Source organism: Paenibacillus stellifer (assembly GCF_000758685.1).
Taxonomy (GTDB): Bacteria; Bacillota; Bacilli; order Paenibacillales; family Paenibacillaceae; genus Paenibacillus_AQ; species Paenibacillus_AQ stellifer.
On sequence record NZ_CP009286.1, the window covers coordinates 628348 to 643892 of the forward strand.

At 56.1% G+C, this 15545-nt stretch carries 12 protein-coding genes; 9 read left to right on the plus strand and 3 right to left on the minus strand.

All coding sequences use genetic code 11. From position 1 onward, the window contains the following. The first annotated feature begins 26 nt into the window (after positions 1-26). The 8 genes from PSTEL_RS03065 (at position 27) to PSTEL_RS03100 (ending at position 11769) form a co-directional block, all read left to right on the plus strand. Positions 27-1052, plus strand: coding sequence for a glycosyltransferase family 2 protein (locus PSTEL_RS03065; protein ID WP_084064634.1), 1026 nt, complete (start codon positions 27-29; stop codon positions 1050-1052). A 21-nt stretch (positions 1053-1073) separates the two neighbouring features. Further along, positions 1074-1985, plus strand: coding sequence for a UTP--glucose-1-phosphate uridylyltransferase GalU (galU, locus tag PSTEL_RS03070; RefSeq protein ID WP_038693413.1), 912 nt, complete (start codon positions 1074-1076; stop codon positions 1983-1985). A gap of 344 nt (positions 1986-2329) precedes the next feature. Continuing rightward, positions 2330-4063 (plus strand): sensor histidine kinase, encoded by a 1734-nt coding sequence (locus tag PSTEL_RS03075; protein ID WP_038693414.1) that lies wholly within the window; start codon positions 2330-2332, stop codon positions 4061-4063. A 128-nt stretch (positions 4064-4191) separates the two neighbouring features. Then, positions 4192-5763 carry a response regulator gene (locus PSTEL_RS03080; RefSeq protein WP_038693415.1) on the plus strand — a complete coding sequence of 524 codons (1572 nt, stop codon included), beginning with the start codon at positions 4192-4194 and terminating at the stop codon, positions 5761-5763. 218 nt (positions 5764-5981) lie between these two features. Beyond that, on the plus strand, positions 5982-6899 hold the full coding sequence (locus PSTEL_RS03085; protein ID WP_038693417.1) for an ABC transporter permease: 918 nt from the start codon (positions 5982-5984) through the stop codon (positions 6897-6899). A gap of 17 nt (positions 6900-6916) precedes the next feature. Further along, positions 6917-7852, plus strand: a complete 936-nt coding sequence (locus PSTEL_RS03090; protein ID WP_084064637.1) for a carbohydrate ABC transporter permease — start codon at positions 6917-6919, stop codon at positions 7850-7852. Positions 7853-7927: 75 nt separating this feature from the next. Further along, on the plus strand, positions 7928-9505 hold the full coding sequence (locus PSTEL_RS03095; RefSeq protein WP_038693419.1) for a DUF3502 domain-containing protein: 1578 nt from the start codon (positions 7928-7930) through the stop codon (positions 9503-9505). A gap of 200 nt (positions 9506-9705) precedes the next feature. Next, positions 9706-11769 carry a beta-galactosidase gene (locus tag PSTEL_RS03100; RefSeq protein ID WP_038693421.1) on the plus strand — a complete coding sequence of 688 codons (2064 nt, stop codon included), beginning with the start codon at positions 9706-9708 and terminating at the stop codon, positions 11767-11769. A gap of 234 nt (positions 11770-12003) precedes the next feature. Here the strand turns inward: PSTEL_RS03100 and PSTEL_RS03105 are convergent, their stop codons facing one another. From PSTEL_RS03105 to PSTEL_RS03115, 3 genes are read right to left on the minus strand one after another with little or no spacing between them, the layout of a single operon-like run. Further along, positions 12004-12570 (minus strand): FAD-dependent oxidoreductase, encoded by a 567-nt coding sequence (locus PSTEL_RS03105; protein WP_038693423.1) that lies wholly within the window; start codon positions 12568-12570, stop codon positions 12004-12006. Between the two features lie 49 nt (positions 12571-12619). Next, on the minus strand, positions 12620-14299 hold the full coding sequence (locus PSTEL_RS03110; protein ID WP_038693425.1) for a sensor histidine kinase: 1680 nt from the start codon (positions 14297-14299) through the stop codon (positions 12620-12622). Next, on the minus strand, positions 14296-14982 hold the full coding sequence (locus tag PSTEL_RS03115; protein WP_038700046.1) for a response regulator transcription factor: 687 nt from the start codon (positions 14980-14982) through the stop codon (positions 14296-14298). The genes PSTEL_RS03110 and PSTEL_RS03115 overlap by 4 nt, the downstream gene beginning before the upstream one ends. Before the next feature lie 168 nt (positions 14983-15150). Between PSTEL_RS03115 and PSTEL_RS27350 the strand changes: the two genes are divergently transcribed. Continuing rightward, entirely contained in the window at positions 15151-15303 is a 153-nt protein-coding gene (locus tag PSTEL_RS27350) for a hypothetical protein (protein ID WP_156995758.1), read from the plus strand. Positions 15304-15545: the final 242 nt, after the last annotated feature.

The window sequence follows — 15545 nt, forward strand, 5'->3', positions numbered from 1 at the left end:
ATCCCATTAATAAAGGAGGAGCTAACATGGGTTCAAGTGTGCGCTATTCCGTCATTATCCCGATGTACAATGAGGAAGCGGTCATTCAGGAGACCTATCGCCGGATCAAGAAGGTCATGGGCACAGCGGGCGAGCCGTATGAGCTGATCTTCGTCAACGACGGCAGCGTGGACAGCTGCGCGCAGATGATCGAGGAGTACAGCTACTGGGACGAGAGCGTGAAGCTCATCGATTTCTCCCGGAACTTCGGCCACCAGGTTGCGATTACGGCGGGCATGGATTATGCCCAGGGCGATGCGGTGATCATTATCGACGCCGACCTGCAGGACCCGCCGGAGCTGATTCTGCAGATGATCGACGAATGGAAGAACGGATATGAGGTCGTCTATGCGAAACGCGTCAAGCGCAAGGGCGAGACCTTCTTCAAAAAATGGACGGCAAGCATGTTCTACCGCGTGCTCGCTTATTCCACCGATATTAACATTCCGGTAGATACCGGAGACTTCCGCCTGATTGACCGGAAGGTATGCGACCAGCTCAAGCGTCTGCCGGAGAAGAACCGGTTCGTCCGCGGACTTGTCAGCTGGGTGGGCTTCCGCCAGAAGGCTATCGAATACGAGCGGGACGAACGCCTGGCAGGGGAGACGAAGTATCCGCTGAAGCGGATGATCAAGCTCTCGCTGGACGGCATCACTTCATTCTCGTACAAACCGCTGAAGCTGGCGGGTTATATCGGCGCACTGCTGTCGGCGGCAGGGTTCATCTATTTGCTCTACGTGCTGTATCTGGCCATTTTCACCGATTCGGCAGTCAAGGGCTGGGCGTCGATGATCGGCATTACGCTGACCTTCAATGGCTTCGTTCTGCTGATGCTGGGCATTCTCGGCGAATATGTCGGCCGCATCTATGACGAATCGAAGGGCCGTCCGCTCTATATCGTCAATGAGGTGTGCCAAGGGAGAAAGCAGCAGCAGCCCGTCCGCGTGCAGCCCCAGAGCTACGAGTCCAAGAACTACGAGCCCCAGAGCTACGAGTCCAAGCAACCATCGTGATCCGGGAAGGAGCGAGCGAATATGAAAATCAAGAAAGCCGTTATCCCCGCAGCGGGGCTCGGCACCCGGTTTCTGCCGGCGACGAAGGCCCAGCCGAAGGAGATGCTGCCGATCGTTGACAAGCCGGCGATCCAGTATATCGTAGAGGAAGCCGTCCGGTCGGGCATCGAGAGCATTATTATCGTGACGGGGCGCAACAAGAAGTCGATTGAGGATCATTTCGATAAGTCAGTAGAGCTGGAGCAGACGCTTGAGGAGAAGGGCAAGGAGGATCTGCTGCGCGAAGTCCGGGCGATCAGCGAGTTGGCGAGCATTCATTATATCCGGCAAAAGGAACCGCTGGGACTGGGCCATGCCATTCTGTGCGCCGAGCAGTTCATTGGCGACGAACCGTTCGCCGTGCTGCTGGGCGATGACATTATGGTATCGGAGACGCCGGCCCTGCAGCAGATGATGCAGCTCTACGAACGGCGGCCTATGACGATCGTCGGTGTGCAGCAGGTGCCGAAGCAGGAGACGGGCAAATACGGCATTATCGACTCGGATGGCGGACGCGCCGGTGTGCACCAGGTCAAGGGGCTTGTCGAGAAGCCGGACCCGTCTCTGGCTCCATCGTCTTACGCGGTTATGGGCCGCTATATTCTGGAGCCTTCCATCTTCTCCGTGCTGGCGGGATTGACGCGGGGGGCGGGCGGCGAGTATCAGCTGACCGACGCGCTGCATGAGATTTGCCGCAAGGAAGGGCTGCTGGCGCTTGATCTTCAGGGCAGACGGTACGATATCGGCGATAAATTCGGCTATATTCAGGCTACTCTGGAGATCGGACTTCAGCGCGAGGAGCTGCGTCCGCAGCTGCTGCCTTATCTGCGGGGACTCATGGAGCAGATCGACGGGGGCCGGGAAGAGCTTGCGGGAAGGAAGCTGTATGGATAACAACAGGACGCCGGAACGGAAGTTCCATTAAAGGCGCCGGAACAGGGCATAGACCTTGATCCGGTGCTTTTTTTGCATGTATAGAATCTTTAAATTTTCGAGGCCTCATTTTATGGGGTTATTTTGAAATATTAGAGTTTATATGCTGCTCATTGATCATTAGTCTTCCATTCCCCGATAAACGCTCAGCGGCTAAAGGACGCCGTCAGGTGTTTATTCTTGCCGTTCCTTGCCATTCCTTGTCTGATACCGTGTTCCGGCTGCTGAATTTTTCTCTTCCTTCTCTACATGTGATAGCGTTATTATAGGACATACGACTCTGTCCCCGGGGGGATGCTATTGCCATGAAGAGATACATGCCTTTTACCTACAAGATGATGATTCCATATCTGCTGCTGGTGCTGTTCACCGACGCCGTAATCGGCTATATTTCCTATGCCATGCTGGTCGGAACGCGGACCGATATGGCCGAGACGAATATCCGGACAGGAATGAAGCAGGCCAGCAGCAATATCCGCTACCAGATGGATGAAATCCAGCGGATGTCGGATACGCTGTTCGGCAGCCTGTCCTTTCAACGGGCGCTGCAGAAGAAGGGGACGCCTTACGATATTTATCTCGTCATGCTTGACGAAATCGTGCCGCAGATCACCTCGCCGCTGAAGCTGTTCGGCAACCACATCCGGCTCATGCTGTACACCTTCAACGAGGATCTTAACATCGTGTCCGGCGACAATCTGGATGAGCAGATCAAGCGAAGCGATTATTATATTCTGTCTTATCACGATATCGAGAACACCACCTGGTACAAGAATAACAAGGATTCGGAGCTTGACAACATCTGGATGCAGATTGACACGGACCGCAAGCTTGGAAATATTTCGCATATCCGCAGGCTCGTCTCGTACAGCGATTACAAGACGGTCATTGGCTATGTGCGGATTACGGCATCTCTGAGCGATCTGTTCGGCAACTTCGCTACATTCCCGGTCGATCAGGGCGTTACGGTGCGGCTGCGGAAGTCGGATACGAACGAGATTATTTTTCAGAGAGGGGATGGCGACGACAAACAGGTGAACGACCGGTTTCTGACCCTGCAGGAGACGATTCAAGACAGCGGCTTCTACATCGAGGCCGTCGTTCCGCCTTCCTACCTGCACAAGGACGCGGGCACAATGCAGCGGATCATCTTCGCCGTGTGCGCTATCAGCTTTCTTGTCATGGCCTGCATCGGCCTGCTGGTCGCCCGCCTGTCCGGACGCAAAATGTCGCGAATCGTTACGCTGGTCCGCTCCTTCCAGGAAGGCAACTTCCAGAAGCGCATCCGCTTCTCGGGGAATGACGAATTTCGGCAGATTGCCGACGCTTTTAATATCATGGCGAAGAACATTCAGGATTTGATCAGCAGTGTGTATGTCCAGGACATCAAACGCAAGCAGGCGGAGCTGGAGGCGCTCCAGTCGCAGATCAACCCGCATTTTCTGTATAATACGCTGTCCACGATCAGCAGCCTGGCCAATTTGGGGGAGACGCGGAAGGTAACGGAGATGGTGCAGGGACTGTCCCGCTTCTATCGCCTGACTCTGAATCAGGGGCATGTCGAGATCGAGATGGAGCAGGAGCTTCTGCAGGTGGAGACTTATCTGGAGATCCAGAAGGTGAAGTACGCCGATGCCTTTGCGGTCTACGTCGATGTCGAGCCGGAGATTATGAAGGCTGTCGTCATCAAGGTTATTTTGCAGCCGTTCGTGGAAAATGTGTTCAAGCACGCCTGGTTTGACGAATCCATCGCGATCCGGATATCCGGAAGACGAGTCGGCGACGAAATCGAGCTGAAGGTGATCGACAACGGAATCGGCATGCGGGAGGATACGGTCGAACGGATTCTTGCGGGCAAGAGCGAGACCGGCGGCTACGGAGTGAAGAACGTGGATGAACGCATCAAATTGAAATACGGACAAGGCTATGGCGTGACCATCGCCAGTATTTATGGAGCCGGGACCACCGTCCGCATCCGGCTTCCCTATGAAAGCGCGGAGGATGCGGCCCGGCGTGATGACGAGACTGCATATCTTTGAGAAAGTATTGGTTTTAATTGAATCCCCCAATACCGCAAGTGATGAACCGGGTCTAAGATGGGGGAAAGGGGATATTCTGCCCTGCCCGGACCCGCTCTGCGCGGATGGCAGGCAAGGAGGGAATAACGATGAGCGTCAGTTTGCTGCTTGTGGACGACGAGGCGGTTGATCTGGAATGGATGCGCCGCCGCGTGCTGAACAGTGGTCTTGATATCGAAGTGGCCGGAGCGGCCAACAATGGCTTCAATGCGCTCAAAGTGATGGAGAGCGAGCGGATCGATCTGATTCTCTCGGACATCCGCATGCCGATCATGTCGGGCACCGATTTTGCGCGCAAGGCGAAAGCAATCAACCCCGAAGTGAAAATCGTATTTATTAGCGGGCATGAGGATTTCCATTACGCCAAGCAGGCGATTGAGCTTAATGCCTCCGCCTATCTGCTTAAGCCCGTAGAAGACGCGGAGCTGTACGAGACGCTGGCGGATCTCTGCAAGAAGGTGGAGAAGGAACGGGAAGAGGACCGGACGTTCTCCGAAGCCTTGTCGCTCGTGAACGAGGAGCTGCTTCTCCGCTGGCTGAACGGCGATTCCGCGCACAGGGAAGTGGAGCGGGTCCGGCGTCTTCTGACCCCGATTCTGGAAGGCGGAACGGCCGCTGCGCTGATCGAGATTGACGATGTGGAATGGAAGACGAGAGACAGCTCCGAGCGGGCAAGGAGAGCCCAGACGGGCGAGGTCATTTCCTGTATCCGGTCTTTCGCCGCCGAGCATCAGCTTGGAACCTGCATTGCCATTCCGCATGAGCGCTGTCTGCTGCTGGCTTCGGTGCAAGAGGATGATTTTCTTGCCGGACTGCAGGAGCTGGTCGTCCATGTTCAGCGGAAGACATCCTTCACCGTGACCGCTTCCGTTGGCCCTTTTGCGGATGACGAAGCGGGGCTCTGGGACTCTTACCAGAAAGCGCAGGCCGCGCTCAGCGCCAAATGGCTGCTTGGCAAGAACCGCCTTCTCCGGGAGGCTGCACCGGCAGCGCCGGCCGGGGAGACGAGCGACCGCTTCGACGAGCGGCTGGATGAGATGATCGTCGCGATCAAGGAATACGATCTGGTCGCCATCGATGACTGCCTGCTCCGGCTCTTCGGCGGCGACGCGCCGCTGTCCAGCCGCAATGAGGCGTACGAGCTGATCATACGCATTACGTCGAGGCTCCATGCCGAGCTTCTGACGATGAACGAGAATCTGTACGAGCTGCTGAAATGGGATACCCACCAGCCGGATCTCCTGTTCCAGTTCGAGACCGTCCATGACATTCTGTCCTGGCTGCGCCGGCGCTTCTTCGAGCTGTCCGAGCTGCTCTACGTCAAACGCCAGCGGCAGAAGCGGAAGCTGATCGACAGCATCATTTCCTACGTGGAAGAGAACCTGGAGCAGAAGCTGACGCTGAAGGAAGTGGCGGCGCATTTTGATTTTACACCGAATTATCTGGGCTATCTCTTCAAGGAAGAGACGGGGACGCATTTCAGCGATTTCCTGAACGAGCGTCGGCTGGCGCGGGTATGCCAGCTGCTGGCCGATCCCGGGCTCAAAATTTATGAAGTCGCGGAACGGATGGGCTACAAGAATATCATCTATTTCAACCGGCAGTTCAAGCAGGCGATGAATATGACACCCGGCGAATACCGCAAGAAGCATAAAATCTAGCACCCGCTGCGCAAAGTCTTGGAAAGACGCGGAGGTAATCGCAAGGGACGGGCGACAGCCCGTCCTTTCTTCTTTTTTCCAGAACCCGGCCATAAAGAAAGCGTTATCCCGATCGTGGAAAAAGTATTACTTTTAGTTGCTCCGCTGAATCCCGTCCCGAGGGTTAGCCCGGGTATACTTGAGTTGTTACCGAGGAAAGGGAAAGAGGAGTGAAAAAGATGAGACAAGGCTTTTGGGGCGAATTGAAAAAATACCGGACGCTGCTCCTGATGCTGACTCCGGCCGTTCTGTTCTTCATCCTGTTGGCATACATCCCCATGGCGGGGATTGTGTTGGCCTTCAAGAAATACGACTACAGCGGGGGAGTCTTTGGAAGCCCCTGGAACGGGCTGGACAACTTCCGGTTCTTCTTTGAATCGGGGGACGCCTGGAGGGTGACGCGCAATACAGCTCTTTATAATATTGCATTCATCATTGTGAACAACCTGCTGCAGATCTTCGCCGGCATTCTGTTGTTCGAAGTGGCGGGCAAATGGTTCCGCAAAATCACCCAGACGCTGATGTTCCTGCCGTACTTCATCTCCTGGGTTGTGGTTGGCGCTATCGCATACAACCTGTTCAACTTTGACGTAGGCACTGTGAATACGCTGCTCACTGCATTGGGCTTTGACAAGATCGACATTTACAACACGCCGTCCTATTGGCCGTTCATCCTGGTTATTGTCACCGCCTGGAAGACGCTTGGCTACGGTTCGGTCATGTACCTGGCCGCCATTACGAGCATTGATACGGAAATGTACGAGGCCGCCCAGATCGACGGCGCGAACATCTTCCAGCGTATCTTCCGCATTACGATCCCGAATCTGATGCCTACGGTCATCATCCTGGTGCTGCTGGCGATCGGCAATATTTTCAGAGGCGACTTCGGGATGTTCTACAACATGGTGGGCAACAACGGTCTGCTGTTCTCCTCTACCGACGTTATCGACACTTATGTATTCCGCTCACTGATCACGTCCAATGATATCGGGATGTCGGCAGCCGCCGGTTTCTTCCAGTCGGTTCTCGGCTTCGTCACGATCATGCTGGCCAACTTCGCGGTACGCAAATACGATAAAGATCGCGCACTGTTCTAATAAGGGGGGAACTTAAGATGAGTACTGTTGTCTCAGATAGCAGAGCCGGATCGCAGCCTGCGGGCAAAAAGATCCGCCACAACGACCGAATCCTGTTGTCCGTAATCGGTTATGTCTCGCTGACGCTGCTTGCGCTGCTCTGTCTGCTTCCATTCTGGCTGGTCGTTTCGTCTTCGCTGACAGAAGAGACCGCCATCACATTGAACGGCTATTCGCTGATTCCGTCCACTTTCTCGCTTGAAGCTTACCGCATTCTCTTCGAATTCCCGAAGGATATGCTGAAAGCGTATGGAGTGACCATTGCGGTAACGGCGATCGGTACGCTGATAGGACTGTTCCTGACGTCCATGACGGCTTATGTGCTGACCCGGCGCGATTTCAGATGGCGGAACAAATTCTCGTTCTTCTTCTTCTTCACGACGCTGTTCAACGGGGGACTTGTCCCCTGGTATCTGATGATCGTCAACTATCTGCATCTGAAAGATACGCTGGTTGTGCTGATCCTGCCGATGCTGCTGAACGTCTTCTACATCATCGTCATGAAATCGTTCATGGGCAGCATACCGGATGCCATTACCGAATCGGCCAAAATCGACGGCGCCGGCGATTTCCGGATCTACTACTCGCTGATCCTGCCGCTGTCCAAGCCTGCTCTGGCTACAATTGGATTGTTCATCGCTCTTGCTTACTGGAATGACTGGTACAACGCGCTGCTGTTCGTCTCCAAATCGGAATTGATGCCGCTGCAGTACTACCTGTACAAGATGCTTGGCAATATGGACGGCATGCGGAAAGCGATGATGCAGTCCGGGGCGGTAGTTACCGGCAGCCTGCCTACGGAGAGCCTCAAGATGGCGATGACCGTTGTGGCGACAGGCCCGATCCTTCTGGCGTATCCATTCATCCAGCGCTTCTTCGTACAAGGTCTCACCATCGGCGCAGTCAAAGGATGACCACAGGGCAACCTGGTTATCAATATAGAGTAGTCCTGATTTATACGAATGAAATCTTTAAGGGGGATTTTAGCGATGCGTAAAAAGAAGACATCCTTGCTGCTGTTGTCCATGACCATGGCGATGGCAGCGGCCCTCTCCGCCTGCGGCGGAGGAAATTCGAACAGTGGCGCGGCTGCTACAGACGCGGCGGGAACCGCACCGGCTGCTTCTGCGTCGGCAAGCAACGGGGCTGCGGATACATCCAAAGAGGTTAAGCTGAAAATGATTCTGGTCGGCGGCCAGCCGGCGGATTACAACGAAGTATTCGATAAATTGAATACGCTGCTGAAGCAGAAAATCAACGCTACCGTGGACGTCGAGTTCCTGGACTGGGCGGACTGGAACCAGAAATACCCGCTGAAATTCGCGGCCAATGAAGATTTCGATCTGGTATATACGGCGAACTGGGCTTACTATAACGACCAGGCGCTGAAAGGAGGCTTCCTGGAGCTGACCGACGACATGCTGCAGAAATACGCGCCGCAAACGTATGCCGCCCTGGATAAAGTCGCTTGGGATCAGGCCAAGGTGAACGGCAAGCTGTTCATGGTTCCTAACAATAATGCGGAAGTAACGGACAAAGCGGTGCTGATCCGTGAAGACCTCGTCAAGAAGTACAATTTGCAGCCGGTTAACAGTCCGGAAACGTATGCTGCTTACCTGAAAGCGATTGCAGCTAGTGAAAAAGGCATCAACGCTTTTGGCGCCAAGCCGGCTGACGGCTGGAAGTGGCATGAGCTGGATCAGATCATGCTTGAACAGAATAACGAATGGAATCTGGTTGACTACAACACTCCGTTGGCTTACAAGCTGGACGATGCGACAGGCAAAGTATTCAATGTATACGATACTCCCGAGTTTACGCAGCTGCTGAAATACTACAAAGACCTCGCCGACAGCAAGGCATGGTCGAAGAACATTGTCAGCAACAAGAATGATGTATGGCAGGATATGAAAGCAGGCAAGATTGCCTCCTATGCGCAGAACCTCGGTACGCTTGCCGCGAACATTGAAGAAGCGAAGCGCGACACGCCGGATGTTCAATATGCGATTGCCGATCTGACGCCGGCCAAGAAGAAGCTTGCCGCCATCTCCACACAGAACGGTATGGCCATCCATGCAACCTCCAAGAATCCGGAGCGCGCGCTGATGCTGATCGACCTGCTGCAGAACGACAAGGAGATCCACGACTTGACGATGTACGGCATCTCTGGCAAGCACTATGAAGCGGTAGGCGATGACAAGTACAACCCGGGTCCGAGTGCCGCCAACTACACAGGCTTCTCGAACTGGGGCTGGAACTCGCCGCTGAACCGCCAGAGCTCGACTTACCCGCAGGAAGCCAACGATATGCTGGATACCTGGATGAAGAGCGTGTACCACTTCCCGCTGGAAACATTCGTCTTTGACGATGCCAACGTGAAGACCGAAGTCGCCAATGTAGGCAACGTCATGCTCCGATATGCGATTCCGCTGGAATACGGTCTGATCGACGATCTGGATAAAGGCCAGAAGGATCTGGTCAGCCAGTTGAAATCGGCCGGCATCGACAAGATCCAGATCGAGCTGCAGAAGCAAATCGACACTTTCCTGGCTAACCAGTCCAAGTAAGAAGTAAGCGAAGGCAGACCCAAGAGAATACAGGCAGGCAAGGCCCGTAAGGTATTCATTAGACAAGGCCGTCCGGCAAGCCGCAAGGCGAAGCGGAACAAGGAAGCCTTAGGAAACGGGGGAGACCATGGTCTCCCCTTTGCCTTTATGGGCTTCGGCCGTTCTTGAATTTTAACAACCCACACAAAGGAGAGAAACCCATGACTGTTAAATTCCCGCCCATCAGCCCGAAGCTGCCCGTCTTGATGCATGGAGCCGATTATAATCCCGACCAGTGGCTGCATGATCCGCAGGTGCTGGAGGAAGATATCCGGATGATGAAGCTGGCCGGCTGCAATGTGATGGCTGTCGGCATTTTCTCCTGGTCAATGCTTGAGCCGGAGGAAGGCGTATTCGAATTCGGCTGGCTGGATCAGGTGCTGGACCGGTTCGCCGCTAATGGAATTTATGCCTGGCTGGCCACTCCGACAGGTGCCCGTCCGGCCTGGATGTCGGAGAAGTACCCGGAAGTGCTGCGCGTGGAGAAGAACCGTGTCCGCAACCTGCACGGCATGCGCCATAACCACTGCATGACCTCCCCGGTCTACCGCGAGAAGACGACGATCATCAACAGCAGACTGGCCGAGCGATATTCGGATCATCCGGCTGTCATCGGCTGGCATATCTCCAACGAATACGGCGGAGAATGCCACTGCGATTACTGCCAGGAGGCGTTCCGTGGCTGGTTGAAGAAGAAATACGGCAACCTGGATGCCCTGAACATGGCCTGGTGGACGAAGTTCTGGAGCCATACGTACACCTCATGGTCCCAGGTCGAGTCTCCGTCTCCGCACGGCGAGAGCATGGTGCACGGACAAAACCTGGACTGGCGGCGCTTCGTGTCCGACCAGACCATTGATTTCTATAAGCATGAGATCGTACCGCTTAAGGCCGCGAATGCGGACCTGCCCTGCACGACCAATTTTATGGACTGGTTCTACGGATTGGACTACCGCGAGTTCGCGAAGGAAGTGGACGTCATCTCCTGGGACGCTTATCCGACCTGGCATGAAGCGGATTCGGAAGGCAATATCGCCTCCTGGTTCGCCTTTAACCATGACATGTTCCGGACGCTGAAACATAAGCCGTTCATGCTGATGGAGAGCACGCCGAGCCTCACGAACTGGCAACCGGTCAGCAAGCTGAAGAAGCCGGGGATGCACAAGCTGTCTTCGCTGCAGGCAGTCGCTCACGGCTCGGATACGGTCCAGTATTTCCAATGGCGCAAGAGCCGGGGCGCGAGCGAGAAGTTCCACGGCGCGGTAATCGACCACGCCGGGCATGAGCATACGCGCGTCTTCCGGGACGTTGCGGAGCTGGGGCAGACACTGGCCGGGCTGACTGAGGTTGTCGGCACAACCGTTCCGGCCGAGGCCGCCATTCTGGCCGACTGGGACAACCGCTGGGCCGTGAACGATGCCCAGGGACCGCGCAACGGCGGACTGCACTATGAGCAGACCGTCCTGCAGCATTACCGCGCACTGTGGGAAATGGGCGTGCCAACCGACATCGTCGGCTCGAACGACGATTTCTCGGCTTACAAGCTGCTCATTCTGCCGATGGCTTATCTGCTGCGGGAGAGCACGGGCGAAGCGATCGACAAGTTCGTGCAGAATGGCGGAACGCTTGTTGTGACGTACTGGTCCGGCATCGTGGACGAGAACGATCTGACGAACCTCGGCGGCTTCCCGGGACCGCTCCGGCAGACGGTTGGCATCTGGGCCGAAGAGATCGACGGGCTGCATGATGAACAGTCCAACCGGCTCGTTATGGGCGAAGGCGCAGCTATTCGCGGCGAATTCGAAATCCGCGAGCTGTGCGAGCTGATTCACACCGAAGGCGCGGAGACGCTTGCGGTATACGGCGACGACTTCTACGCCGGACGTCCGGCGCTTACCGTGAATCATAGAGGAGACGGCAAGGCGTACTACCTCGCTGCCCGGGTCAGCGATCCGGCCTTCTATGATTCCTTCTACGGCGGACTCGTGAAGGAAGCCGGCGTCCTCCGCTCGCTGGATGCGGAGCTGCCGAAGGGAGTAACGGCCCAGCTTCGGACTGACGGGGAGCATGAATACGTGTTCCTGCTCAATTTCTCGGGCCGCACAGGGAAGGTGGAGCTGGACGGCGGAGCCTTCACCGATGCCGAGAGCGGCGAGGCCGTATCCGGCAGCCTGGAACTGCCGCTGTACGGCGTGCGCATCCTGAAGCGTCCGGCGCGCAAGTAGGCCCGGCCCGCAAGTAGAGGGCGCAGGACGTTACCGCATCGCACGCATAATCGAATCATACGCATAATCGAATCATACGTACAACCGGGTTTTGCGCCCAAGGCGCAGCCCGGTTGTCGGCCAACTACACAAGCAGGCCCCTTCCCGAACCGGAAGGGGCCTGCTTTCAATTGTGCGATTGTGGAACTGTGGGTGCCTGTCCCTTCGGAGACTAAGGGCCAGTCCGCTTGCTGACTATGCCTTCAGCACATCGTGATCGACATAGCGGGCACCGTTCAGCTCGCTGATGACGTTAACCGCGACCTTGGCGCCGTCGCCCGCTGTAATGATCGCATGGACGCTTACGCCGGCAACCGTTCCCGCTGCCCAAATGCCCTCGATATTCGTCTTCCCGGCAGCGTCCACCGCGACGACCGTCTTGATTCTCGGTTCCGTGCCGTCCTTGGTCGTAACACCCGACTGAGCCGCCAGATCGGTAAGCGCACCGGTTGCCAGAATCACATGCTTGGCTTCATAGGTTCCGCCGCTTTCCGTCTGGATCGTGAAGCCCTCGCCGTTCTTCGAGATGGAAGTCGCCTGGTCTGCTACCAGCTTCGCTCCGAATTTGACCGCCTGCTTATGGCCGGTCTCTACAAGCTCAGGTCCGCCGATTTCGGAAATCCCGTAATAGTTCTCGTACCAGCCTCTGCGGGTCATTCCCTTGTCATTGTCGATCAGCAGCGTCGCCTTGCCCGCCTTGGCGGCGAAGAGAGCGGCGCTTGCGCCGGCCGGACCGGCTCCGATTACAGCGATTTCGTACATGTGAATCCCTCCTGAACGTTTAGGTATGAAACCCTGCTTCAATATTTAATTATAGCTCGTTCCGGGACTTCATTGCCAATGCCTGGAGGCAGGGCAGCGTGATGCTGAATGCCGAGCCCCGCCCCGGTGTGCTTGTAACGGAAATCTCGCCGCCATGCGCTTCGACGATCGACTTCGAGATCGACAGGCCCAGTCCGGAGCCGCCGTACCGGCGGGCCCGGGAAGGATCGCTGCGGTAGAACCGGTCGAAGACATGCGGAAGATGCTCGGCGGGGATGCCGTTCCCGTTGTCCTTCACGGTCAGTTCGGCCTTTGCGCCTACCCCGTGCATAGAGAGGGTGATCCTGCCGCTCTGCGGATCGGTATGCTGAACCGCGTTCTGGAACAGATTGAGCACGACCTGCTTGATTTTGTCCGGGTCATAGACGCCTCTGATGCCGATGGAGAGGTCGAATTCGACAGTGCGCTCTCCGGCCAGCATCTCCAGTTGGGGGCGCATCTGCTCGATGACCTGGTCGAGCTCCAGCTCCCGGGCGTGAAGCTGGGGGGCGCCGTCCATCCGGGCGAGGAGGAGGAGATCCTCCACCAGCTTGTTGATGCGCCTCGATTCGCCGTGCATGCTGTTCAGCGCATTGTATAGCTGATCCTTGTTCTCGGCCGCTCCCCGGAGCAGCACCTCCAGAAACCCGTGGATCGAGGTCAGCGGAGTCCGCAGTTCATGCGAGGCGTCGGCAGCGAAGCGGCGCATCTGTTCCTTGGCTTCCCGCTCGTTCCGGAAGGAGGACTCCAGCCGCTCCAGCATCGCGTTAAACGAATGGGACAGCTGGTCGATCTCGGTCTGTCCTTGGGAGACAGGGAACCGGACATCCAGATTGCCCGCGTCGATGACCTGGGCGGTTCTGCCCATGTTGGACAAGGGGGAGAGCGCCCGCCTGATGGAGGGCAGGTAGATCAGCAGCCCGCCAGCCAGTGCGGCCGCGGACAAGCCGACGAACGTCAGCAGCTGACGCATGATGACGCTGCGCAGCGAAGCCGTTGCCGTGGTCATCTGCAGGATGCCCGTGGGATTCTCCGGGCGCCCGAAGGTCATGAACACGGCGAGCTGCTCGCTGCCGTCGCTCGCCTTCAGCAGCTTGTAGTCGTCGGACATGCGGTTGCTGGGCTTGTGCTTATTCAGCAGCTGCTCATATTCCGCGTCGCTCATCCGTGGAGCTGGATAGGCCGCCAGCGACTCCGGCTGCAGATCGGTGAAGGTGCCGTCCGCCGTGTATATGGCGATCGTCATGTCGGCGTCGAGCAGAATGGGACGGCGGCCTGATGACCCTCCGGGGAATCCGCCTTCCTGGCCCGAATCCGGGCTCTGCCCCGCTATGGCGTCGGGAGCGGGAGATGCCGAGGCAGCCGTCCCGTCCGAGGCTGCGCCGTCTTCCGGGGCTCCGCCGCCGCCTTCACCGCCGCCTGCCGGGCCGCTCTCCGATTCCGGAGAAGACAGAGCACCGTTCTCCTGAAAGAAGAATGGCGATTCAAAGAATCGGGGAACGGAGCGGATTTGGGACTGCATGGCTTCCGCCCGGTTTGAATACAGGAAGTTCCGCATAATGGCGTACTGGAAAATGCCGATCAGCAACAGCAGAGCAGACAGGATCAGCAGGGAGATGGCGAGCAGCTGCTTGCTGAGGGAGCGGGGAGGATGAATCCGGCTGCGGACAGCCGAGAACAGGTTCTTCATACAAGGTCCACCCGGTAGCCCGCGCCGCGCAGCGTGCGGATAATCCGGTGCTCCTTGTCTCCGAGCTTCTCGCGAAGGGAGCGGATATACACCTCCACGATATTCTCCTCTCCTCCAAAGTCATAGCCCCACACCTTGTCTAGAATCATCGGCTTGCTCAGTACAAGTCCGTGATTGATGACCATATACTGCAGCAGCTCGTACTCCGTCGGCGATAGCTCCAGCACTTCGTCCTTGAAGCGGATCTCCTTGCGCCGGCTGTCAATCCGGAAGGGACCGCAGCGCACCTCGCCGAGCAGGCCGGGGAACTGGTTGCGCAGCCGCGCCTGAATGCGGGCCAGCAGCTCCTCGAAGCTGAACGGCTTGACCATATAATCGTCGGCGCCGATGGACAGCCCCTTGACGCGGTCATCGACCTCGTCCTTGGCCGTCAGCATGATGACGGCGAGCTCGGCCTCCTCGTTCCGAAGATACCGGCACACCTCGAAGCCGTCCATTCCGGGCATCATGATGTCCAATATCGCCACATGCGGCTTGAAATCGGCGGCGATCGAGAGTGCGGAAAGGCCGTCCTGCGCCGTCCTTACATCAAATCCTTCATTTATCAGCCCCAGTTCCAGGAACTGGAGAATATGAGGCTCATCGTCCACCAGTAGAAGACGGATGCCTTGGTGAGCTTTCATGTCGATTCCTCCATGCTGAAAGTTCAAACGATTGCTTCTCCATTATGGCATAACAACATAAATGTTTGCTGAAAAATACCTGTATCATGAAGAACTTGGTTCAATCATACGCTAACAAAATGGTTAATCCTAAATATATGGAGAAAATGGCGATCTTCCGAATTCTTGATGGACAACACACATCACGGAGGTTTTGGAAGCGATTATAACATAGGGCAGCAGGTTGCAAAAATTGGCATGATGGATCGGCGGTTGAACGAACAAAAAAAGCGGGAAAGGGTTTTGACGGCGGATATCGAACACTTTACAATAAGGATATAACCTTCGGACCAATCTCCCCTAAAGTAGGTCCGGAACAGCTTTCGTTCCTTTCAAATCATTCCCCGTTATCAATATTTTTCCAGCACTTCCAATCAATTCTGTACGATTTCGAAACAACCGGTTTATTCCATTTTGTCACGCCATATCATGCATTGTGAACTCTTTATCTGCCGTTCATCGAACCACTCATTTTATCTCATCCATTGAAGAAGCTTTACTACCCCACGTTAAGGAGGCTCTTC